The organism is Mesobacillus subterraneus, assembly GCF_000934845.1.
Classification (GTDB): Bacteria; Bacillota; Bacilli; order Bacillales; family Cytobacillaceae; genus Mesobacillus; species Mesobacillus stamsii.
This window is the reverse complement of the sequence record NZ_JXIQ01000093.1, coordinates 1-23,781: the sequence shown is the minus strand read 5'-3', so window position 1 is coordinate 23,781 and position 23,781 is coordinate 1. Positions and strand designations below refer to the sequence as shown.

Annotated in this window: 19 protein-coding genes, 1 tRNA gene and 1 pseudogene; 6 read left to right on the top strand and 15 right to left on the bottom strand. The window is 40.1% G+C overall.

Translation table 11 applies throughout. The annotated features are described in order from the left end of the window. A pseudogene (locus UB32_RS20290) lies at positions 1-369 on the top strand (hypothetical protein); the annotation flags it as partial. 123 nt (positions 370-492) lie between these two features. Here UB32_RS20290 and ppc read toward each other — a convergent pair. Both ppc and UB32_RS11815 read right to left on the bottom strand, forming a co-directional pair. After that, positions 493-3,255, bottom strand: coding sequence for a phosphoenolpyruvate carboxylase (ppc, locus tag UB32_RS11820; protein WP_044394045.1), 2,763 nt, complete (start codon positions 3,253-3,255; stop codon positions 493-495). A gap of 144 nt (positions 3,256-3,399) precedes the next feature. Next, a complete protein-coding gene (locus tag UB32_RS11815) occupies positions 3,400-4,437 on the bottom strand; it encodes an FUSC family protein (protein ID WP_241768490.1) in 1,038 nt (345 codons plus the stop codon). Between the two features lie 128 nt (positions 4,438-4,565). On the opposite strand from UB32_RS11815, the gene UB32_RS11810 reads away from it, so the two are divergent. Next, entirely contained in the window at positions 4,566-6,239 is a 1,674-nt protein-coding gene (locus UB32_RS11810) for a glycosyl hydrolase family 28-related protein (RefSeq protein WP_044394043.1), read from the top strand. A gap of 41 nt (positions 6,240-6,280) precedes the next feature. Here the strand turns inward: UB32_RS11810 and UB32_RS11805 are convergent, their stop codons facing one another. After that, on the bottom strand, positions 6,281-7,027 hold the full coding sequence (locus UB32_RS11805) for a Cof-type HAD-IIB family hydrolase (protein ID WP_128721537.1): 747 nt from the start codon (positions 7,025-7,027) through the stop codon (positions 6,281-6,283). 277 nt (positions 7,028-7,304) lie between these two features. Between UB32_RS11805 and UB32_RS11800 the strand changes: the two genes are divergently transcribed. Continuing rightward, a complete protein-coding gene (locus tag UB32_RS11800) occupies positions 7,305-7,502 on the top strand; it encodes a YwbE family protein (RefSeq protein WP_044394042.1) in 198 nt (65 codons plus the stop codon). Positions 7,503-7,570: 68 nt separating this feature from the next. On the opposite strand, the gene UB32_RS11795 is transcribed toward UB32_RS11800, so the two are convergent. Together UB32_RS11795 and tnpC are read right to left on the bottom strand one after the other, a co-directional pair. Further along, a complete protein-coding gene (locus UB32_RS11795) occupies positions 7,571-8,680 on the bottom strand; it encodes a cation:proton antiporter (protein ID WP_044394040.1) in 1,110 nt (369 codons plus the stop codon). Positions 8,681-8,879: 199 nt separating this feature from the next. Continuing rightward, positions 8,880-10,376: an IS66 family transposase gene (gene tnpC / locus UB32_RS11790; protein ID WP_084221821.1), complete on the bottom strand. Its 1,497-nt coding sequence runs from the start codon at positions 10,374-10,376 to the stop codon at positions 8,880-8,882. Positions 10,377-10,451: 75 nt separating this feature from the next. Here tnpC and UB32_RS11785 point away from each other — a divergent pair, with 75 nt between their 5' ends. From UB32_RS11785 to UB32_RS11775, 3 genes are all read left to right on the top strand, one after another. Next, positions 10,452-11,345 carry a YitT family protein gene (locus UB32_RS11785; RefSeq protein WP_044394037.1) on the top strand — a complete coding sequence of 298 codons (894 nt, stop codon included), beginning with the start codon at positions 10,452-10,454 and terminating at the stop codon, positions 11,343-11,345. 157 nt (positions 11,346-11,502) lie between these two features. Further along, a complete protein-coding gene (locus UB32_RS11780) occupies positions 11,503-12,315 on the top strand; it encodes a YitT family protein (protein WP_044394035.1) in 813 nt (270 codons plus the stop codon). A gap of 123 nt (positions 12,316-12,438) precedes the next feature. Further along, a tRNA-Arg gene (locus UB32_RS11775) sits at positions 12,439-12,512 on the top strand. Between the two features lie 93 nt (positions 12,513-12,605). Here the strand turns inward: UB32_RS11775 and UB32_RS11770 are convergent. The 10 genes from UB32_RS11770 to UB32_RS20035 form a co-directional block, all read right to left on the bottom strand. Then, complete coding sequence (locus tag UB32_RS11770; RefSeq protein WP_044394033.1) at positions 12,606-13,058, bottom strand: YndM family protein; 453 nt, start codon at positions 13,056-13,058, stop codon at positions 12,606-12,608. A gap of 30 nt (positions 13,059-13,088) precedes the next feature. Beyond that, positions 13,089-14,456: an amino acid permease gene (locus tag UB32_RS11765; RefSeq protein ID WP_044394047.1), complete on the bottom strand. Its 1,368-nt coding sequence runs from the start codon at positions 14,454-14,456 to the stop codon at positions 13,089-13,091. Between the two features lie 125 nt (positions 14,457-14,581). Continuing rightward, positions 14,582-14,911, bottom strand: a complete 330-nt coding sequence (locus tag UB32_RS11760; protein WP_044394032.1) for a hypothetical protein — start codon at positions 14,909-14,911, stop codon at positions 14,582-14,584. Between the two features lie 116 nt (positions 14,912-15,027). Continuing rightward, complete coding sequence (locus tag UB32_RS11755; protein WP_044394030.1) at positions 15,028-16,434, bottom strand: 2-oxo acid dehydrogenase subunit E2; 1,407 nt, start codon at positions 16,432-16,434, stop codon at positions 15,028-15,030. 71 nt (positions 16,435-16,505) lie between these two features. Further along, the gene (locus UB32_RS11750) at positions 16,506-17,522 is read right to left on the bottom strand and encodes an alpha-ketoacid dehydrogenase subunit beta (RefSeq protein WP_044394028.1); all 1,017 of its coding nucleotides are present in this window, start codon (positions 17,520-17,522) and stop codon (positions 16,506-16,508) included. Between the two features lie 25 nt (positions 17,523-17,547). Next, entirely contained in the window at positions 17,548-18,537 is a 990-nt protein-coding gene (locus UB32_RS11745; protein ID WP_044394026.1) for a thiamine pyrophosphate-dependent dehydrogenase E1 component subunit alpha, read from the bottom strand. A 263-nt stretch (positions 18,538-18,800) separates the two neighbouring features. Continuing rightward, positions 18,801-20,741, bottom strand: a complete 1,941-nt coding sequence (locus UB32_RS11740) for a sigma-54-dependent Fis family transcriptional regulator (protein ID WP_044394024.1) — start codon at positions 20,739-20,741, stop codon at positions 18,801-18,803. A 117-nt stretch (positions 20,742-20,858) separates the two neighbouring features. Further along, on the bottom strand, positions 20,859-21,833 hold the full coding sequence (locus UB32_RS11735) for a bile acid:sodium symporter family protein (protein WP_044394021.1): 975 nt from the start codon (positions 21,831-21,833) through the stop codon (positions 20,859-20,861). A 4-nt stretch (positions 21,834-21,837) separates the two neighbouring features. Then, positions 21,838-23,229 carry an FAD-binding oxidoreductase gene (locus tag UB32_RS11730; RefSeq protein WP_044394019.1) on the bottom strand — a complete coding sequence of 464 codons (1,392 nt, stop codon included), beginning with the start codon at positions 23,227-23,229 and terminating at the stop codon, positions 21,838-21,840. A gap of 271 nt (positions 23,230-23,500) precedes the next feature. After that, positions 23,501-23,781 (bottom strand): alpha amylase C-terminal domain-containing protein (locus UB32_RS20035; protein WP_044394018.1); only part of this gene is annotated, 281 nt, incomplete at its 5' end.

The following is a 23,781-nucleotide window of genomic DNA, read 5'->3' as shown; positions in this document are numbered from 1 at the left end:
CAATACGGCTCATTGGTGACCCGTTTTCCCTTTTTCTGGTTTTTCAGTGCGCCAATACGGCTCATTGGTGACCTGTTTTCCCTTTTTCTGGATTTTTTAGGTACCAATACAGCTTATTGGGTTCAAAAGAAATTTTCCACGAAGAAAATGCTGGAAATTTATCAGACTGGCAGCAAATTGGATGGGACTACTTACCTGTACAGCCGTCAAAAAGCAGTGGAGGCAACCTCTTTGTCCAAACTTGTATACTTCTTGTTCCTTGTCGAACCACATACGACTTTAAAAATAATTATGGAAGGTATCAATGTAGAACCTAAATGGACACAGTTGTATAAGGTTAGTGAAAAGGGCTGTCATTGGGATAAATAGGACCTGGGCAGCTTCTTCTAAAGCAAAAAAATGGTTTGTGTTGGGGCTTCACAAAAAAGGGTAAACATATAAATATAAATTTTGATATTAAAGAAAAGACCCGCCAAGTGGCGGGTCTTTCTGTCATCCTGTATTCCTTAAACCAGCTGCTACACCACTGATTGTTAATAAAACCTGGGTCATTAATTCATCGTCTGGAATTTCATCCTTGCGAAGTTCTTTAATTAATTCCACTTGAATAAAGTTTAGAGGATCGACATATGGATTTCTCCTATGGACAGAATCTTTGATATTCGGCGTATGGTCTAGCAGTTCTTCATCTTCTGAAATTTGGAGAAGAATGTTCTTTGTCCGGTCGTATTCCTCCATAATATTGCTGAAAATACGATCGGCAATCGCTTTATTTTCAACGAGAGAAGTATATTCTTTGGCCGTTGTGATATCTGCCTTCATCAAGGCCATCTGTAAATTATCAATCGTACTGCGGAAAAAAGGCCATTCAGCATACATTTCCTGCAATAGTTCCAGGTTTTCAGGACTCTCTTGCGCAAAACTCTGCAAACCAGTTCCAGCAGCATACCATGCTGGTAATAGCTGTCTGCTCTGCGTCCAGGCGAAAACCCACGGAATGGCACGCAAATTTTCAAAATTGCTGCTATTTTTACGGCTCATTGGTCTTGAGCCAATGTTCAGCTCTGCAAGCTCTTTAAGCGGGGTGGCCTGGTTAAAATATTCAAGAAAATCGGGGTCCTCAAATACCAGGGACTGATATTTTTGCAGCGACACCGCAGAAATCTGTTCAATCGCTTCTACCCATTTTTGATCACGAAGATGTCCTTGTTCCGATTCTTTCAACACATTAGCTGCAGCCTTCATCATCGTTGAAGTAGCCTGTTCTAGACTTCTAAATGCGATGTCTTTCAAAAGGTAACGAGAAGAGAGAACCTCCCCTTGTTCCGTAATTTTCACGCCGTGGCCAAGTGTCTCGACTGGCTGAGAAAGAAGGCTTCTGTGTAAAGTTCCGCCTCCCCTTCCGAGTGATCCACCTCGCCCGTGGAAAAACTTTAGAGTGATTTGATGCCTTTTTGCTATATCATTAATCTCCAACTGGGCTTTGTACAGCTTCCAGTTGGCCGTCAATGTACCGCCGTCCTTGCTTCCATCTGAGTATCCCAGCATGATTTCCTGCTGATTGCCCATTTTCTTTAAGTGATTCCGGTATAATGGCAATTTGAATAATGTGTCCATAATTTTTGGACCGGCAGTTAAATCATCAATGGTCTCGAGAAGTGGGGCGACATGAATGTCTGATTCGAAAGTTCCATCAGCATGCAGTCTGTAAATACCTGCTTCTTTTGCCAGTAACAGTACCTCCAGCAAGTCACTTGCAGATTGCGTCATACTAACCAAGTAAACAGTAATGGAGCGTTTGCCAAATTCTTTATGCGCCCGCTTGATCATTTGGAATACCTCGATCATTTCCTGTGTCTCCTTGGAGTAGTCTTCGTGAAGCAATAGCAGTGGACGTGGATTTTCTAAAAGTTTTCCAAGTAGCTCCTGCTTTTCTTCTTCGGCTAAAGCGGGATAATCCTCCGTGATTCCCACTTTCTCCAATATTTCCGAGATTGCTGCTTCATGTTCTCCACTATGATTTCGAATATCTAGCGTAGCAAGATGGAATCCAAATAGTTGTACTTGTCTAATTAATTTTTGAAATGTTTTCAGTTCATGATGTACTGGATGATGCTGATAAATGCTTCGTTTGATGATCAGAAGGTCATCAAGTAATTCTTCAGAGGTCTTATAGCCAATGGCTGATTCCCCTGCTTCCTTAAGCCTTTGTACCATGACAGCGAATTTTCGTCTGTATACCTCGCCTTCAACATTCCACTTTTGCTCATTTGCAAGGTATGCTTCTTCATCTCGCTTGACAGATTCCAGTAATTCCTCACTAACGGCAACTCTAGTAGTTGAATGGCTGAATCGCTTCATTAAATCCACTAATACAGCTTTATATTTTTTTAATACAAGCCGCCTTTGTCTTTGTAGGGTTTCCCAAGTGATTTCCGGTGTAACATTCGGATTTCCATCCCTGTCACCGCCAATCCATGATCCAAAACGAAGGAAATGAGGGACTTCCCATTCATGATCCGGATAATGCTCTTTCAAACTGGTTTCCACCTCTTGATGGATTTCAGGCAGGACATCGAACAGTGTTTCATCAAAAAAATACAGTCCATTCCTTACTTCATCAATGACAGTTGGCTTCCGGTCTCGAAGTTCATCTGTCTGCCAGAGGACAGATACCTCATTAAATAAGCTTTCTTCTACCTTCCGACGCTCTTTCTTAGATAACAGAGGATTATCAAGACTTTTAAGAATATCTGCAATCCTTTTTTGAATTTCAAGAATGGAGCGCTTAGTTGCTTCTGTAGGATGGGCAGTAATGACCAATTCCAACGATATGGTATTTATGACATTTTGCATAAGCTCAGAGGATATAAAATTATCTTTCAATGAAAGAATGGCTGCTTCAATTGAGTCGGGTTGCGTACTCGTGTCTGACTGGAGCAGATAGTCACGTCGTCTGCGGATCCGATGATTCTGTTCTGCTGCATTGATTAAGTGAAAATACACGGAAAACGCGCGTATAATATTTCTCCTCATCGGGGCAGACAATTCAGCGATCTCCGTTTTTAAATCAGTGTATGTTTCAGGGTCATTTTCATTCCTGAGCGTTTTGCACATTACCCTGATCTTCTCTACTTTTTCAAATAATTCCATTCCGCCATGATAGACAAGGATGTCTCCAAGGATGTTTCCGAGCATCTTTACATCCCGGCGCAATGGCAAACTGCTATCGTTTACTTCAATTCCTGATGTCATTTTTGTCTCCCCTCTAACTTATGAGAATATTTTAACTATTAATATAGCATAAAAGTACCAACTTTGTGAAATAATAAGCATAAAAACACAATCAGTAGATTACAAAAGAGATTCCTTTTCGTTAAGTTGGTTTTCCTATTGCTACTACCCTCCATTCGCCTCTTTTATTCTTTTTTGGTACTGATCGATCAATTCATCAAGCCTTTTGAGTTGAAAGGAATAATCATACATTGCTGAACCTATAATCGTTAGACGAAGTCTATCATTTCGCTCCATTGTTCTATCCTCTATCACCGATTCAAGGAAAGATCCACTTTCCTGGACGATAGGGTCCACATCAAATTCCTTGATTTTCCCACTATATTTCAGCAAAATTAATTCATGGTACTGGATCAGTTCTTCTAAATGATCATCGAACTCGCGGGTCTCCACCTTGTGTGGGCGGCTTTGAAAGAAATGGTCCTCCACAATATCTAGAAGTCTCAAACCATGATGAAGGCAAGCAAGCATTTGTTTAAAAACGACTAGTTGCCTTATATCAAGGGGTTTGACTTTTGATATTTTCTCCCTCTCCTCGTCCAGAATTTTATACAGTTCTTCTAATTTAGCAATATCCTTTCGTAATTGAATCCACTGTTTTTGAAAAGTTTTTTCGGTGAGTTCATTGGATATCACTGTTCTAACCAGCAAAGATAAAGTTTTAAAGCTGCTATCCATTTTTTCCATGAAAATTTTACTGAAATTAGGTGGGTATACGATAAGATTCACGAGAAATGCCGATCCCATTCCTACAAGAACAATCAAAAACTTGTGAGCAGCAGCCAAGATCCCTTGTAATTCCTGTGAACTCATCATAATCAATACCGTAATTATAGTTAAGGAAATGGAACTTTCCATTTTAAGCTTCAAACTAAGGACAATGACAATCATGGTGATAAGACCGATAACAACAGGGTTGTTGCCGAACAAGTAAATAGAGGCCACAGCGATGATTGCACCGAACAAATTAGCCTGAAACTGTTCTGACACTTGTTTCCAAGAGCGATAAATAGACGGCTGGATTGTGAAGGAAGCTGCAATTGCAGCAAAAACAGGTGTCTCTAATCCAAACCATTTGGATAGGTATAAAGCCAAGGTTACAGCGATTCCTGTTTTGAGCACCCTTGGTCCTAGAGTAATCATGATGAAAACCCACTTTCTTTCTATAACTCATTACCTTAACAACAAGGATTAAAACGCTATACAAAAAGGTTATTCTCCCCTGAATCGGGAATAATACTCTAACAGCTTTTTAAAAAGGTGGAATTAGGATGGTGAACTTAGACAGAAATCATAATCCCAGGAATAATGCAGATATGATTTCACGCTTTTCCGAGAAAAATTTATCAATGGATGAGTTGGTCAATGAAACAAATCGGTTATTGATAGCAGCCAGCAATAATGACAAACAGTTATTTCCTATTAAAAAACGTCCCTCTTTTTTTCCTGATTTTCCGGTGAATGTAAAGAGATTTTTCCAGACTAAATCAGCCTTCGATGATGCTGTTCCATATCACACTGTTGTTGACGTAAATGGCAACGCTGCTCCAAATTGGTTAACGAAATTGAACAAAGAGTATGAACATCTTCTTGAAAAAATTAATCGTACTGTTCATATTGGGGACCTCGGAGCGGTCGGAGATGGCAAAACAGATCATACGGAAACTTTCAAATTAGCACTTGGTCATGGTCATGTAAAAGTATTCGTTCCAGAAGGTATATTTATCGTGAAAGAAATAAAATTGCCTTCCTATACTATCCTTGTCGGTGCCGGAAAAGGAAAAACAGTTATCAAGCTTCATGATTCTGCACCAAAGGGCATGAGACTCATATCGAATAAACATCACCGAACAGGAAATCGTAATATTTATGTAGGCGGAATGACACTCGACTGGAATGTTGAACGGCTCGGATTTGTAGAAAAAACAAGTACTTGGGGAAATCACTCCAGCTGCTTGTTGTTTGCCAATGTAAAGTACGGTTGGGTAAAAGAGGTGGAAGCAAGCAATCCTGGACTTCATTGCTTTGACATTTCCTCTCCTCTGTACAATTACTATGGTGATGGATTCCGAGCTCGCAACGGAAGTGAATTCATTTGGCTAGACAATCTGACAGGTTACGGTTTTGGAGATGATGGGATTACGACTCATCATAGCGATAATATCTTCATTTCAAATTGCCATATGAGTGACCCAAGTGGAAAAGCACATAAAAAAGGTTTTTCTAATTCTAACGGGATTGAAATTGATGATGGTTCAAGAAATGTATGGCTATTGAACAACTCTACTGCCAGGTGTTTTGGCGGAGTGGAAGTTAAGGCCCACGCTACCTCTTCGGCCCCTATGAATATCTTCATCATAGGACATTTATCTGTGAACGATAATCGCTCCTATAATTTTCGTCATATCGGACATCACAAGGACAATGATCCCGAATCGAAAACGGCGATTAACTTAACAGCAGCCAATATCATCTCTTTCCATCCGGTATACAGTGAATTATATGGCCATTCAGCCCCAAGAGCTATGGTTGTATCCGCATATAAAAACGTTGCGGTCCATCATTTTACGGCAATCGGTGATCCATCCTATGACTACAACGGGGAGCCTGTCATAGCAATTCAGTACCGTGCCCGAAATGTAAGGTTAAATAACATAAAGGTAAGCGGATTTTCAAATGCCGGGTCGGACATCAAAGTTTTTGGAGGCAGTAATCATGCTGACAATGTGAAAATTACCAAAGTTGTCTCGAAACATTCTGCACCAAAAACCATTGAGATTGGGAAGGGCGTAACTCAATCATTAGTTGAGAAAGTCTTTGCAGAGGCTATTAATGCCAAAACAGTTGTACAAATAGCTGAAAATCAGTCGGTTATTAAAGAGATTCAATCAATAGGCTTCAAGGAAACTATCTTAAGACTGTCCGATGAAGAAAACACAGTTTGAAAATTGGAACCAAAGAGGGGAAGCCGCATTGCTTCCTCCAGTCAATCAAGCACCCATTTATGAATTGCCTGAGCGACACCACTATCTTGATTCGTGCCTGTAACATCATCCGCAGCTTCCTTGACAACAGCCTGAGCATTCCCCATTGCGATGCCTAGCCCAGCCTCTGTAATCATCGCAATGTCATTCAGGCTGTCACCAATTGCCATCACGTTTTCCATGGTAATTCCCAATAATTCGCATACCTTCTGTAAGCCTTTGGCCTTATTGATCCCTAATGCGTTTACCTCAATGTTTTTGGGACTCGAATTGCTTATTTCAAATAAATCCTTAGCTTTTAGCTCGGTTAACACCCTTCCCCTGATTTCGTCCTCTTCTATCTCAAAACCAAACTTAAGCCATCTTTGGGAGAACAGGTCCTCAGGCAGGTTATTTCTCCAAACTTCCTCTCTGCTCGTGACCCAAAATCCAGCGTTGTGCTTCTTGGACAGCTCATACATCCATTTGATTTGTTCCGTATCGACGGGATTCACTTCAACAAGCTCTCCATTCGGTCCCCATATTTCTCCACCATTGACTGTCACAAGATAGGAAGAAAGCTCTAGGGAAAGAACATAGTCTCGCGCTGTCCTGAGGCTACGCCCGGTACTAAGTACCACATTTATTCCTTTTTGTTCAGCTTGCTTGATCGCCTGTCTATTTTCATTTGTAACCTGATGGTTTTCATTGAGCAAAGTTCCATCCATATCAAGTGCAATTAATTTGATATTCGATCCTTTTTTATTCAAAATATCCTCCTGTCAAACAGTCATTTTCGTTTTTGATTCTTCTAATTTCCTTCGTTCAAATAATAATTCCAGAAAAATAGACTCCACCTTTCACCGCTGATTGTCATATAGGCCTCGAGCGGCAAGCAATTCCACTTCCAATCCAATACGCGAAACATAATATGATTATAATAGAAGTCTATCCCTACTTTCAAATAGAACAAACACACTTTATGTTAATACAACGCAAAAAATGGTAGGATAAAACTACAAAAAAAGAAAGAGAGCTGAAAATCTGATGACGAAAGATGGAAGACATCGAATGGATATTAAGCCTGGTATAAAAGTAAATATTGTCCTTAAGGCAGACCAGAAAACAGGAAAACTCACTCAGGGAGTCGTAAAAGCAATATTGACCAATTCAAGCACACATCCACACGGAATCAAGGTTCGACTAGAGGACGGTCAAGTTGGACGAGTAAAAGAAATACTTTAAGAAAAACTCAGGGCACCCTGTTCAGCCTCGACAAGCGGTGCTGATTTTTACGCCATTTATTGCGACAATTACCCTGTTTTTTCTTTTACTTTGTCTACAATTAAATTCTTCATTCGCGGGGCGAACTGAAATGAGATGGTACCGATAACAGCAATCACTAGAATGTAGGTATTGGAGAAAACCTTTAGATCGCCTGACGCCAGAGCAGCGATGATGACTGAAAACTCCCCTCGCTGAGTTAGTGATAGTCCTGCATTAAGTGAATCTCTTTTGGACAACCCATACCATTGACCTCCAATGAAGCCAACTATTAATTTATGGATCAATGACCATAATATGAGAACGACAAGCAACCCTAAATGGGGAATATCGCTCGTTAAGGTTATATGAAGACCAAAGTTAAGGAAAAAGAATGGGAGAAATATATTTCTAACAGGCAGTGCTGCTTTTTCAATCTTGTCTTTTTTCGTAAACTCAGAAAGCATCACACCTGCTAGAAATGCACCAATTACCTCTGATAGTCCCAGCATGGTCGCCACTCCAGCGTAGGTGAGGGCAATCCCAGTAATCAAAACAATGAAAATATCTTCTTGGTTAATTTCTTGTAGAATTGATTCTGCCTTTTTAAAAACAATCTTTGCAAAAAATACAGCAATCCCAGCGAGAATGCTTATTTTCAATAGAATCAGTAAAAAATCAGTAATGGTCATCCCGTTACCGGAGAGTCCGATAAGCACTGTTACAAGAATGGGAGCAATCAAATCCTCAAAAACGAGGATCAAATGCATGAACTCAGATTCCTTATTCTCACTTCTGTTTTCATCCTCGAGCAGTTTTGCGGTAATCGAAGAGCTAGTAGCATAGACAAACCCTCCGACAATCAAGGATGAGATCCAATCTAAACCAAATAGGGAGCTGATCAGAGCCGTTACAAATACTCCGAGGATTACATCGAGCAAACCGCCCTTCCAAACCCTGGAACTGTTTGAAACCAATCGATTCACTGGGAATTTCATCCCAAGAATAAAAAACAATAAGATTAATCCTATCTCCCCTGCCACTTCAATTACCTTGGATTCTTTAATAACAAATGATAATGCCAGCCCAAGTAAAATATATAATAATATATCTGGAATTTTGATCAATTTGATGCCTACCATACTAATAAAGAAAAGCATTAATAAAAATAAACCAATGATTAAAATCAGATTTACTATAAGACATCACCTTTTCTATTTTAAAATTCTTTCTTATTTACCCATTCCGATCCGCTTCCACACATGGAATTTGAACTATTCACTGATTGAAAAATGATAAAGTAAGTGGAACTAAGCTTACAGACAAGACATTCCAATCCTTTATGCGTAACTACTTAGGTCAGCTGAATGAAAACTGACCTTTGTTTACATCAATTATGGAAGAAAGCAGATCTCTCCCTTGTTTGCGGGCAGTGGAAATAAACCCGCGGATGCGCGCAAACTGTTCTGCTCCCTGCATTGTTCGAAAGGAACCAGAGATTTTTTCTTTGACCTTTACCATCCGGATATCCCTTTCAGCCTGGCTGTTGTCAAAAGGGACAAGGCCATCTTTAAGGAACCGGAGTATATCGGCCTTGTGCAGAATGAATCTTTCCGCAAGATTCGCTGCCTTGGTTTTGGCTTTTCTGCCTCTTTTCACTGGTCCATCACGATTGATGGGTGGCAGCCATTCCTTTTTTCCAAGTTCCAGAATCTTATCGTATCTTGACTCCAAACTTGAAATAGCCTCTTTTTCGATCGGTATTCCCGATGTGAGGGCTCTTTTCTTTTCCAGGAGGGCTTCCCTCAATAAGGCTTGCATCTTCGAAGCCCACTGGTGCTTGTCATAATCAATAATGCCCTGACATTCACGAAGGAGATGGACGCCACAAAGGGCATGGGTAAATCGATATCGATCATTGAAATAGGATTTCCAAAAGTCATGAACGACCGTTCCCTTGTATGCAGGAAGGAATCCGATTGAATTAAACGCTTCTTTTCCACGCTTTGTGTGCACGTTGTATAGAGTCCAGTTGCCATTCGAAACGGTGTGAAGCCAGTGAAGTTTTCCCTCTGTGCGGATTCCAGTTTCATCGGCATGGACGACCTTGGAACCAAACAGATTCTTTCGAATTTCACCTTCAATAGGCTCGAGCTTTAGCGACAGCTTGCCAAGGTGGGACAGGAGAGTCCCTTCGCTTGGCCGGTGTCCTGTAAGGTCCCCGAACAATTGACTGATCCTTTCAAGGGGAATATGTTGATATGTATGTAAATAGGCACACCAGGCACTCCAGCTTTCCCCATACTGAACAGGAGCCTTTATGTGATTAGGGAATGGGCCGTTTTGGATTTTCCTGCAATTCGGGCAGCACTTGGAAGCAGACCTGTGTTCTGTAAAAATGAGGCGTGGAACCGGGATATCGACAACCTGCCTCCTTTTAAACCCTTGTACAGGAACGTCAAGCAGAGAGTGGTCACAGTTTGAACAAACTTCTGGCGTATGCCATTCAATCCCGTCAGGGGTGGCGGACATGTTTAGCGTATGCCCCTTATGACCTTTTGGGGCTCCGGACTTTCCCCCTGGCACCCGGAGGCTTTGGGGTTTACGCAGCCCGTCGCTTGATGGCGGTTTATTACTGTTGGAACTGTTGGAGCCAACCTGTCTTTCAAGTTCCTGAACACGTTTTTCCAGTTTTTCAATGTGACCGAGAAGCATGGTAATGAAATCAGCGATCTCAGAAGGTTTGCCCTCACTGATCTGTTTAATCTGTTTTTTAGTGTATTTCAAGGCCCTTACCACCTTTCCATTATTTTGAAAGTTGGCGATAAATACCCGTTTTTTAAGAAAATCAAACATTTAGGTACCTAAGTAGTTACCTTTATGCTAAAATTAACTATAAATTCTAACGAATGAATAACTAAGGGGGAACATATGAACAGCAGTCAAGAAATTACTCTTGCCCGGCAGCAGCACAAGAGTATTACGAAATCCAAACTAGCAAAAAGAATCTTTTTTATTATTTTTGGATCTGTCTTGATGGGGGTAGGAATCGAGGAATTTCTCGTACCTAATAGGATTCTTGATGGTGGAATTGTTGGCATATCCATCATCCTCTCTCATATAACAGGCTGGCGCCTCGGACTATTTATTTTTGTATTGAATATCCCTTTCTTTTTTATTGGCTATAAACAAATCGGAAAAACATTCTCATTATCAACCCTGTTAGGAATCACTGTATTGTCATTAAGCACCACCTTTCTTCATGAATTGCCTGTATTCACTGAAGATTTGCTGCTTGCAACCGTTTTTGGTGGAATCGTTCTCGGCGCTGGTGTTGGCATAGTCATCCGTTACGGCGGATCTCTGGATGGCACTGAAATTCTGGCTATTCTAGCGATACGAAGACTGCCATTTTCAGTCGGTGAAGTTATCATGTTTTTTAATATCTTCATTTTTGGAACCGCAGGATTTGTGTTTGGCTGGGATCGTGCGATGTACTCGATTCTCGCTTACTTCATCGCCTTTAAAACTATTGATATTGTGATAGCTGGTCTGGATGAATCAAAAGCAGCATGGATCATCAGTGACTACCATAAGGAAATAGGGGAAGCCATTCTTGCCCGGCTTGGCCGCGGCGTAACCTATTTAAACGGTGAAGGAGCATACACTGGAGATGACAAGAAAGTAATTTTCTGTATCATTACTCGTCTGGAAGAGGCAAAGTTAAAATCAATTGTCGAAGAACTTGATGACACTGCCTTCCTTGCAGTAGGGAATATTGCGGAAGTACGCGGAGGAAGATTCAAGAAGCGAAATATCCATTAGAGATTACTCAGGAACCCGAAAAGCCCAGAAACCCATCTGGGCTTTTCGGGTTCCTGCAAAAAACAAAATCAAAATAATTAAAATAAACTATTAAAACTCGTTTCTTTCTTTTCCCCTATATAATATCCTCACACAAGATTATTTGGAGGTGCCCTTCTTGAAGACAGCTGGAATTATTTTTGGCTCCATCATCGTTTCTTTCGCATTCAACCTATTTCTGATTCCACATGGAATTATGAGCAGTGGGATTAGTGGACTTTCGATCATTTTCTCGATGCTTACTTCCATCAACGCTGGGATTTATAATTTCCTATTGAACTTTCCCTTGCTAATTATTGGTTATCTCAAATTAGGAAGAAAATTCAGCTTTTATACGATCCTTTCCGTCCTCACCATTTCTGTCACCCTTTATATAATTCCAGTTTTCCAATTAGCGGAAGATCCGATTCTTTCTTCGATCTTTGGAGGAGCAATTGTAGGATTGGGAATTGGCATTATTTTTCGTTCATCCGGATCATCAGGCGGATTTGATATTATCGGCATGCTTCTTGCCAGACGGAAAGACTTCCCTATGGGAACACTGTTGTTTGCGATGAATTCAATTGTCATTTTGCTATCTGGCTTTTTATTCAGTTGGGATGCAGCCTTAAACACCCTTGTCTCCATTTTTGTACTCGGGAAAGTGATTGATAAAGTGCATACACACCATGTGAAGCTTACTTTGATGATCATTACTAGAAAAGGGGAAGAAGTGAAGCAACATCTACTTAAAAACGTCTATCGCGGTGTGACCGTTATTCATTCTGTTGGGGGATACTCTAATGAGAACAGCAATGTGATCATTACCGTCATTTCGAGATATGAATTAACAGAAGTCAAATCACTGATAGAGGAAATAGACCCAGAGGCGTTTGTGAATATTACAGAAACACTGGAAGTAATGGGGCTTTTTCATCGAAAACAGCATTAAACACCATCAAGAAACATGCTTCTTGATGGTGTTTTTGAAAATGATCTTGAATTTTTTCTTAAATTGTCATATAATAATTAAGTCGCTGAAATGATATAGGTAGATGACGATCCATTTCATTATGTCCCAGTAGCTCAGTAGGATAGAGCAACAGTTTCCTAAACTGTAGGTCGGGAGTTCGAATCTCTTCTGGGACGCTTAAAAACCTTGATAATAAATCAAGGCTTTTTTTAACGGGCAACGCTTGTTGGATGACCAAGGCGCTTGCGCTTTTCTTATTTAAGTATGCTTTAATTATCATCCGTATTTTCGTCACTTCTAACATCTGGTTTGACTGGCGTTAGCTCTTCTGACGCCTCTGTTTGGTATCGATAATCTGCAGAGTAATCTTGCTCTCCTTCTTCTAAAACATTTCTCGATACATATTTGTGGAAAAAGTATTCAGTAACGGCAAGTCCGGCCGCAGCAATCAACGACGGAAACACTAAGCTTTCTCCATAGGTTAAGCTTTCTCCTACTATCCAAAGAAACATAAAGGCTAGGCCAAAATCTACTGCAGTTGCGATCGTATTATTTGCTTTAGGCAAAACAAGTAAATCTCCTAATACGTATGAACCAATACTAAGCACCAGAGACATCAAAAATACATTATTAAATGACATATTATACATTGCACCAAAGATAACATACAGCAATACAAGGCTGACGATGAATTTTATCCCAATCGCTTTTACATGTTTCAAGGCAATCTCCTCCAATTATCATGATTTGTATTATTTTGCTCCATGTGCTTTATTCCATACTTTTTTTTGCAAAAAAAACGAAATCAATCCAATTAGGAAAACAACAATCATACTAATGAAAAATCCCATTCGTATGCTTTTTTCAGCCAATGTGCCTATTACTGCTGCCAGTATAAGAACGATTCCAATGATAGCAAGAATTTTTCCCCACGCCTTTAATTCCACTAATTTTAGCCCTGAGAGGATAATGAATGCCCAGTTGAATAATATGAGGATTCCTGCTGCAGTTGTAATATATTCATAAATTTTTCCAGGAAGCAAGAGCGCGGTAACAATTGAAGCAATCAACCCTACTATGGCTAGTCCTAGTGACGGTAAAGGTAAACTTTTCCACCTTTTAATTTTTTTAGCAAAGATTTTCGGAGCATCTCCATCTTCAGCCAGCGTCACGAGCAAAGTTGTCACTCCAAATAAAGAAGCCGTCATGGTTGAAAAACCGGCAAGAATAATCGCTGCATTAAAGACATGCGGAAAGAATCCAAGCCTGAATGGACTTAGGGCAGTAACAAACGGACTCTCCTTATCGTTAAAATCTCCGTGTGCAGCCAGAAGGACAGCAAGGCCCAAGGAAAGCACATACAAAATGACCAAAAAAATTAACATGATCATGCCAGCTTTTGGAGCATCTTCCTTCTTCTTTAATCTGAGTGCCATTAATCCAATTACCTCTATGCCTCCATATGCGTAAAAGGCGTAAATTAGCGAAGACCAAAACCCCTTAAAATCGTTAGGGAAAAATTTTTGTGTGGAGTTCGGTATATTCAGCTTCTGTGCTTCAAGGTGGAATAATCCGAAAAGAGCCGCAACCACAATCAGGATAAACATAATAATCGCAGCCGTTTTCATCACTGCAAGGAAATCCTCTACCTTGTCAAAACCTTTATTTCCAGTTAACACCACCACGATTGAGAGTACTGCATAAACAGTTGCAAAAATCCATATAGGGATATTAGGAAACCAGAATTGGGATAAAATCGATAGGGCGGTTAGCTGGCTTCCCATAATCAGGATATTGGAACTCCAATAATTCCAACCGCTGCTAAATCCTGCCCATCTTCCGTAAGCCTTATTGGCATAATAGCAAAAAGAGCCATCCTGCGGGTCCGCTGCTGTCATTTTCGCCAATAGATTATAAACAATGTACGTACCAATAGCCGCCAGGATAAATGAGAGAACGATGGATGGCCCGGTAATTTTGATCCCAATTGCTGATCCTAGAAAAAAACCAGTGCCAATTGTAGAACCCACCCCTATGAGAGACAATTGCCACCATTTTAAATCTCCATCACTTGTGTGATCCTCACTCTTTGACTTTGCAGATGGCAAAAAAAAGTCCATTCCTTCTTTTCCCCCCCTTTTCTCCATAAGTATTATCTTTCTCGAATCGAGATATTATGTGAGTAAATACAAAAAAGCCGTTCCTTTAAGAAACGGCTTTTTTCGAGTTATTTTTTGCTTTTATCCTATTCTGAGTCCTTGCTAAGTCCAGTTATGGTGCGGTATAACTGTGAATAAATGCTTCCTTGTACAATATTCTCCAGAAAAAATTCCCCAATCAGCTCTTTGAACTCTTCATCTTCAAACATTTTCTTGTTTTGAAGTTCCATTTCTGCCAACCCTTCATAGGTAGAAACCAACGCATAGGTATGATCTTCCCCAGATATCGGGGACAAAAGCTCTACTCGATGATCATATTGTTCATTCCGGAAATTTTGAATCAAGCGCAAATTTTTGATTCCATCCTCGAACTTATCTTGTTTCAATTCAAATGTTTGAATAACAATGACAGACATATCCTATCCCCCTGTAAATGGTCGATACAATTAGATTTTCCAAATCCAAAAAATCTATTCGAACGAGGTTTTTCATTTAAGGAAATAGGGATAAAAGCTAAGCTGATTTTTAATAATCAATCCAATTCTAACAATAACAATTCAGGGTCTTCCAATAGTTTCTTTATATGATTCAATGCCTTTTGCGCAATCACGCCATCAATGATTCGATGGTCATAACTAAGAGAAAGTGGCATCATCTTTCCAATGATTATCTCTCCATCTTTGACAATTGGTTTTTCTACAATTTCTCCTATTCCAAGAATAGATGTTTCTGGATGGTTAATGATTGGAGTAAACCACTGCCCACCTGCCGATCCAATATTTGAGATAGTACATGTTCCACCTTTCATTTGTTCCGGTGCTAATCTACTGTTTCTGGCTGATGAAGTCAAGAACTCTATCTCCCTGGCTAGTCCGGAGATATTTTTACGGTCGGCATCCTTAATGTTAGGAACTACGAGTCCATTATTTGTTTGGGTAGCAATACCAATGTTATAAAACTTTTTAAAGAGAATAGTCTCTTCGCCTTCATCAATTGCTGCATTTAGTTCCTTGAATTCTTTTAATGCACTTGTTAAGGCTTTGACTACATAAGGCAGATAAGTTAGCTTGATTTGTTTTGCATTGGCAGCCTTTTTTATCCTGTCCCTGTGAGAGACTAATGCTGTTACATCTGCTTCGGAAAAATGGGTTACATGCGGAATAGTTTGCTTTGAATGGGTCATAGATCTGGCAATTGCTTTTCGGATTCCTGCCAGCTTGACTCTTTCCATATCATCATCATTACTATTTTGTGCTGATTGCTGTGCTATTGATACTTGTTGCGGATTATAGTCTTTTCCCTCAGCAAATTTTAAAACATCTTCCCGATGGATTCTGCCATTGGTGGACCATGCTTGGACTTCATCAAGGTCAATACCTTTTTCTCTGGCAAGCTTCCGAACGGATGGAGATGCAATCACTCTCGTTTTTTCCTTGGAAAATTCCTCATCAGGTTCTTGTTTTTTTGGAGCATTTGCAGCATTTTGGATATCTTCAACTGTAAGTTCTCCTTTTTTCCCCGTTCCTTTTATAACTGTTAAATCGACACCTAAATCCCTCGCAATTTTCCTGACGCGAGGAGAAGCTTTGACAAAATAGCTTTTCTCTGGATCATTGGCTTGCTGGATAGGTTTGGGTGATTCATCAGCCTGGCTGTTTGGAATATCCGTTTCATCATTTTTTCCTTCATCAGGCCAAATACTTACTAGAACTTCACCGACACTAATTACCTCCCCTCTATTTTTATGAATTTGAGCAATTACGCCATTAATGTCTGATTCAATCTCATTAACGGCTTTTTCGGTCTGCACTTCCACAATAACGTCGCCTTTTTTGACAACATCCTGTTCAGATTTATGCCAAAATACAATAAGACTCTCTTCATCTGTTTCTGAGAGCTGTGGTAATTTTAGTTGATGTAAAGTTTTAATATCCTGCATTTTCATTCCTCCCCGGAAAACGAAAGACGGCTATTCCACTTATGAACAGCCGTCTGTTGCTAATACGTCTTTTATTCTTCCATTAATTTAACAACAGCGTCTGCAATTTTCTGTGCATTTGGGATGACGTATTTTTCTAGATCTCGGCTATATGGAATCGGAACATCGGGAATAGCCAATCGTTTGATTGGAGCTTCCAGCTCGTAAAGCGCCTCTTCCGCTACAATTGCGGCAATTTCAGAGGTAAAACCAAATGAAAGATAATCTTCGTCAACGACTACCAGTCGGTGAGTTTTACGCACTGAGGACAATATTGCTTCTTTATCGAGCGGGACGAGTGAACGAATATCGATAACCTCTGCGCTGATCCCCTTCTCTTCTAGTATTTTTGCCGCGGCAGTTGCCTGATGAGTCATCATTTGTATTCCCACAATTGTTACATCTTTGCCTTCTCTTACAACCTTCGCTTTTCCTAAAGGCACCAAATAGGATTCTTCCGGCACTTCCCCTACCGACTCCTCGACCTGATCCATCCAACCCAATCCCTGCAAAGTTTTATGGAACATGAACACTACAGGATTTTCGTCCCGGATTGCCGAAGTCATCATCCCTTTCAAATCATAAGGAGTTGAAGGGGCAACAACCTTCATCCCTGGCAAATGTGCAAACGTTGCATATAATGTTTGAGAATGTTGTGCTGCATCGCTGTATCCGCCGCCAACCCCAGTCATTAGCACCATTGGCAATTTAACAGAACCGCCAGACATATAAGGAATTTTAGCCATATGGTTATAAATTTGATCCATACAAACACCAAAAAAATCGACAAACATCAGCTCCACAATCGGTTTCATACCATCTGCTGCAGCACCAATTGCAGCGCCAATGAATGCTGTCTCAGAAATAGGTGTGTCTTTTATTCGTTCTTCACCAAATTTCTCGAGAAGGCCTTGAGTTGCTCCAAAAATGCCGCCATATTTCCCAACATCTTCTCCAAGCACGAATACGCTGGGATCGCGTTCCATTTCTTGAGCAATCGCTTCAGCCATTGCTTTATTTCCTGTAAGCATGCGTTTCGTTGTTTGCATCTTATCCAACTCCTATCTTAGTAAATTAGCAAAACACATCTTGTAAAGCTGATTCTGGCAGTGGATATTCACTTTGCCTTGCATATTCAAACGCAACATCAACATCATGTTTTGCTTCATTTTCCAATTGCTCAAGTTCATTTTCGGTTGCTAGTTCCTCGTTTATCAGATGGTTTTTCAATTTTTCAATAGGATCCTTTGTTAGTAAAGCAGGAACCTCATCTTTTTCACGGTATAATTCCGGGTCACCTTGAAAATGTCCTAAAAAACGGTACGTCTCGATTTCAATGATCGACGGACCTTCTCCTCTACGAGCTCTTTCAACAGCTTCCTGGGAAGCCATGTACATCTCCATAGGATCATTATCTTTTACATAGTATCCCTTTGTATTATCATAGGCCGTGGCACGCTTATCATTAGAAAATATCGCAGTGGAAGCTGTCTTCGGTACGGAAATTCCCCATGAGTTGTCTTCAACAACTACGATTAATGGCAGCTTCCAAAGTGCCGCAAGATTCATGGATTCATGGAAGGCACCAGCATTGACTGCACCTTCTCCGATAAAGGCAACGGCAACCCAGTCTTTTCCCTTTTGTTTTGCAGCCAAAGCAGCGCCTGCCGCTTGTGGAATCCCTGCAGCGACAATCCCTCCACAAGAAAATTTCACCGCCGGATCGAACAAATGCATATGACCGCCTTTTCCTTTTCCCAGTCCTGTGACCTTTCCAAAAATTTCGGCAGTCATTCTTTTTAAATCGACACCCTTTGCGATTGCATGGTGGTGAGGGCGATGCGGTGATGCAACTGTGTCGTCTTCAGTTAAATGAGCGCAGATTCCAACTGCTGCGGGTTCTTGTCCATTTGACAGATGCATTTCACCCGGAACAGGTCCTGCACCAATATTAAATACTGGTTTCTTCCCCTCAGAATACGCTTCTACAAGCAATTCTTCATAATAACGGCTTTTCACCATCGTTTGATACATCCAGAGTAATTTCTCCTTAGGAATAGACATTTTGAATCTCCCTTCTATTAATTGTTAACTCATACTATATATTTGCAAGAAGCATGCCAAAATAGTAAACGCTTTCATGAATGGAAAGAAATGATTTCTATTTTAACTTTAAAACTAGTACTTCTCTGGAGATAAAAACTCTTCCCTTTTTTATTTCGTTTTTTTAAGATGCTCTCTGGGATCGTTGGTTTACAAAAAAGTGTCCCATTTTGTATCAAAATGTATCGTTTATTTCGATACAGTGACACAAAATGAGACACTATTTATTTCAAATTAAAACGTTCCATCCATCTGTATAATGTACTCCGCGATATGTTCAACTTTTTTGCTGCTTTACTATAATTATAATTACAATCCAGTAAAACCTGAACGAGCATTTGTTTTTGTATCATGTTTTTTGTACTATTAGAATCATTGTGAGGTGCATTCTGTTCATAAATGGATAGAATTTCCTCGGGAAGAGTATCAATAGATAAAATATCGCTTGTAACTCTATTCAAAGACCTTTCAATTACATTTTGAAGTTCACGTACATTTCCAGGCCAATTATATTTTTTTATCGCCTCCATGTAAGAAGGATGAACTGCTTCAATCTTTCTTGCAATTTTCCTGCTATACAGATCAATAAAATGGGAAGCCAATAGCTGGGAATCATCTCCCCTCTCCCTTATGCTAGGAATTTTGATTGGCAGGACATTTAGTCGGAAATATAAATCATGCCGGAAATTTCCTTTCTGGACCTCTTCCTTTAAATTTTTATTTGTGGCAGCAATGATTCGAACATTTACAGGAAGTACTTTATGTCCACCAACCCTGGTTATTTCCCTATTTTGTAAAACACGTAAAAGAAGTACTTGCATATCCAATGACATTTCTCCAATTTCATCCAGAAAAATTGTCCCACCGTCAGCAAGCTCGAACTTCCCCGAACTTCCGCCCTTCCTCGCTCCTGTAAAGGCGCCGTCGGCATAGCCAAATAATTCACTTCCTAACAAATCTCTTGGTATCGCTCCGCAATTAATCGCAATAAAAGGCATGTTTCGTCGTTTGCTTTCATTATGAATAGCCTGTGCAAACAAATCCTTTCCAGTTCCGCTCTCACCCAACAGCAATACATTAGAAGGTGAATTGGATGCCGCAATGGCTTCATTAATACTCCGAATAAAAAGCGCATTTTCCCCGATGATTTCTTTAAAGGTGATATTGGCTCTGTTTCCGGTAAGTTTGTTGACAAGTTGGCGAACCTTTTGAATTTCCTGAAAGATTAACAAGGAGCCAATTTGAGACTGCCCTTGATACACCGGCTTGCTATTTAGAAGAACATGAATGGGACTTTTTCCTCCTTTAAATCTCAACCTTATATCCCTATCTTTAATAGCTCCAAATATACTTACACCATCCGAAAAAAGTTTATTCTCAAAAACATGCTCTATCTTTTGGTCGATTAGTTCAGCTTCTCCTAACTGAATCATGTCCAGTAATGTTTTGTTTGCCTGAATAATGTCGCCTTGGAGACTGACTAGAATAATTCCGGATGTAAGCGAATTCACCGTTGCCTCTAAATAGCTTTGCATCAACTCATTCCGGCGGATTTTTTCCTTAAGTTCCAAAAGATTTTCTACGGCTCTGGCAATAGATACAACCATCCCGAGAGTATGAGGATGGACTTTTTCATAAGGACCGGAAACATTTAATACGCCAATCATCTCTCTATTGCGGCCATAAATCGGAGATGCTGAACATGTCCATTCCTGACAGATTTTCATATAATGTTCGTCGTGAACTACCTGAAGAGGAACCCTTTCTTTGATGCATGTGCCAATTGCATTCGTTCCGACCGTCTCTTCACTCCAATCAGCACCTTCTACAAAAGAAATCTTATTGGCTTTTTTTAAAATATCTTTGTCGCCAATGGTTTTCAAAAGTAACCCATCTTGATCACAGAGAACAACCATAAATCCAGTACCTTCAACCATTTTGTAAATATCTCTCATTAATGGCAAACTAGTTTCTATCAATTCAGTATTTTTTACTCTACTCTTGTTCAAACTCTCCTTCGAAACCTTTCCCTTTTCCATATCGGGATCAATATTGTTTTCCATGGATCTTAACAAAGATTGATTTATCAGCGCAGAAAAATTTAAATTGACACGCTGGGGTTTAATTAACAAATTATCATTTTTTCCTAACTCAATTATATTCATCAACTCACCCACTCCTGTAAATCTTTCCTTTTCCGAATACTGAAATCCATTGAAAAGAAAGGTGCCTGCTCCCTTTCCATATTAATCTTTAAGAGGATTAGGCACCTAAATACATTTCTAAAGCTTAACTCCGACTGGAGGGACTGCAGTCTTTTCATCTCTGTTAATGACAGGTTTTTTAGCCCAATAAGTGGCAAGGATCGGTCCGGAAATATTGTGCCAGGCAGCTGCAAGAACACTTGGAAGCGCAGCTAGCGGCCCGAAGTGTGCGGTCGCAAGTGCAACGCCTAGTCCTGAGTTCTGCATTCCAACTTCTATCGCAATCGCTCTTCGGTTCACTTCATCCTGACCAAGTACTTTTCCTGTAAAATAACCAAGTAGAAGTCCAAATCCATTGTGAAGCATGACGGAGGTAAAGATCAACAACCCTGATCCGGCAATGGTAGCTGCATTGCCAGAAACGACAGCAGCCACAATTGTAATAATAGCTGCAACTGAAATAAGTGGTAAAACCGCTAAACTTTTTTTCACTGCAACCGGGAAAAATTTCTTAACTACTAGTCCTAAAATAATCGGAACAATAATTACTTGGACAATTGACATGAACATCGCTACAGCATCAACCGGCATCCATTGGTCTGCCAGCAAAAGCAAAAGTAGCGGTGTAATGATGGGTGCCAATAGTGTTGAAATGGAAGTCATCGCAATGGACAAAGGTACATTTCCCTTTGCAAGATACACCATAACGTTAGATGAAGTTCCTCCTGGAACAGACCCAAGCAGTACGAGGCCAGCTGCCAATTCTGCGGGCAAATTCATTAGTTTTGCAATGGCAAAAGCAACAAACGGCATGATGACGAACTGTGCACAAACTCCAATAATAACCGGTAGCGGTTTGGTAAAAATGATTTTAAAATCGACCGCCTTCAATGTGAGTCCCATTCCAAACATGACTACGCCAAGCAGAATGGTGATATAGTTTCCCAGCCCCAAAAATGGACCTGGAACCATAAACGCAAACGTCGAAGTTAAAATAACCCAAACTGCAAAATATTTTCCTGCAATAGTACTGATCGCTTCTAATAATTTCATGTGATCACACTCTTTCATTTTTATTCAGAATTTTATTTGGATTAAAAAGGTTATCCGGATCAAGAGCCTTTTTGATTTTCTCCATAACCACTAAGGCAAGTCCATGTTCTTTTTGCTGATATTTTTGCTTACCAACACCTACTCCATGTTCACCTGTGCAAGTTCCACCCTGCTCAAGGGCATAGAGGACAATTTTTTCATTGAGCTGCTCAGCCCTTTTAATCTCTTCAGGATTACTCATATCAATCATTAGGAGAACATGATAGTTTCCATCTCCGACATGACCAAGGATTCCTCCGGTCAGACCGAGTGAATCAACAGCTTCCCTTGCATGGCTTATTGCACCTGATAGCTTTGAAATCGGAAGGCATACATCCGTCACCATCATCTTCTTACCAGGGTGGCCATGGATAAAAGCATAAGCAAGATTATGCCGTGCCTCCCACAACCGATTACTCGTTGCATTCTCTGTTTCAAATTGAATATCCAAACAAAAATGTTCTTCAACGATTTCTGTTGTGAACTCTATATCTTGCTTCAAACCTGCTTCATTCCCGTGAAACTCCAAAAATAGTGTTGGAGTTTCGCTATAGCTAGTTTCACTATACAGGTTCACCTGCCTTATGGAATTTTCATCGACAAGCTCTACCCTGGCAATCGGCACACCTGACTGTAAAATGGAAACAACCGCTTCAACCGCATCATTCAATGAAGGAAAAGAAGCTCTTGCCGCCATTATGTGCTCAGGTATTCCATATACTCTTAAAGTCAGTTCAGTAAAGATTCCTAGCGTCCCCTCTGAACCTACAAATAAACCATTCAAATGGTATCCTGATGAGGACTTAGCGGCCAAATTTCCAGTATGTATAATCGAACGATCCGCGAGGACTACTTCAAGATCACGCACTTGGTCTCGCATGACCCCATATTTGACAGAAGTCGTTCCGCTTGCATTGGTAGCTGCCATTCCGCCCAATGTCGCATCAGCTCCAGGATCCACAGAGAAAAACAGGCCATATTTTTTTAATTCTTTGTTCAGCTGCGTACGCGTTACACCGGGCTGTACCCTGACAAGGAAGTCCTTTTCACGTACCTCGACGATTTTATTCATACGCGAAAAATCAATTGTAATGCCATGTTCGTATGGTATGACATGGCCCTCTAGACTGGTTCCAAGACCAAAAGGGACCAATGGAACTTTAAATTTGTTTGCAAGGTTTACAATTTCACTAACCTGCTTTGTTGTTTCCGGAAAAACAACAAGATCAGGAAGGCTTTCCCTATGGTATGATTCATCACGGCCATGCAATTCTCTTACTGACTGATTTGCCGATACCTGCTGTTCAGAAAGGACCTTCTTTAAAGCATGTACGATGTTCATACTATCTGTTTCCATCAATTCCCCTTCTTTCTACCACAGTAAATTTGGTCAAACCAAAGATAAAATTGCTCCAACAAGTTAAAGTCAATTATACTAAGTAATCGGAAAAATTCAACAATTCACCCAAAACTTTTTGGTTTGATTATTTACTTATTAAAGCGCTGCTTAAGATTAAAACAGAAAAAACCCACCGATCTTCAAATTGGTGGATTTTTGAAACGTTTCAATTGTTTATTAAATTAATAAAAGAATAATAAATGAAACTCTGGAAATTACTGCTCTAATTTCATACCTTATAAAAGACCCTACTTTCAAAAGGTCTTAACCTATCCATTTTATCTATGTCCGGATAATTTTGAATAATTAATTGCGCATCTTCCACTTCCCTTATAAGTAGCTCATCTTCAATGAACCTATCCTTTTTATTGAAATTACATAAAACAATAAGCTTTTCGTCTAAGCTCCTTCGTTCATAAGCGAAGATGGAATGATCTTCTCGTGAACTACTCCCACCACTTACCACCCTTACAGGTGGCTTGAAGTGGGGGCTTCTCGACTTATCGTTGC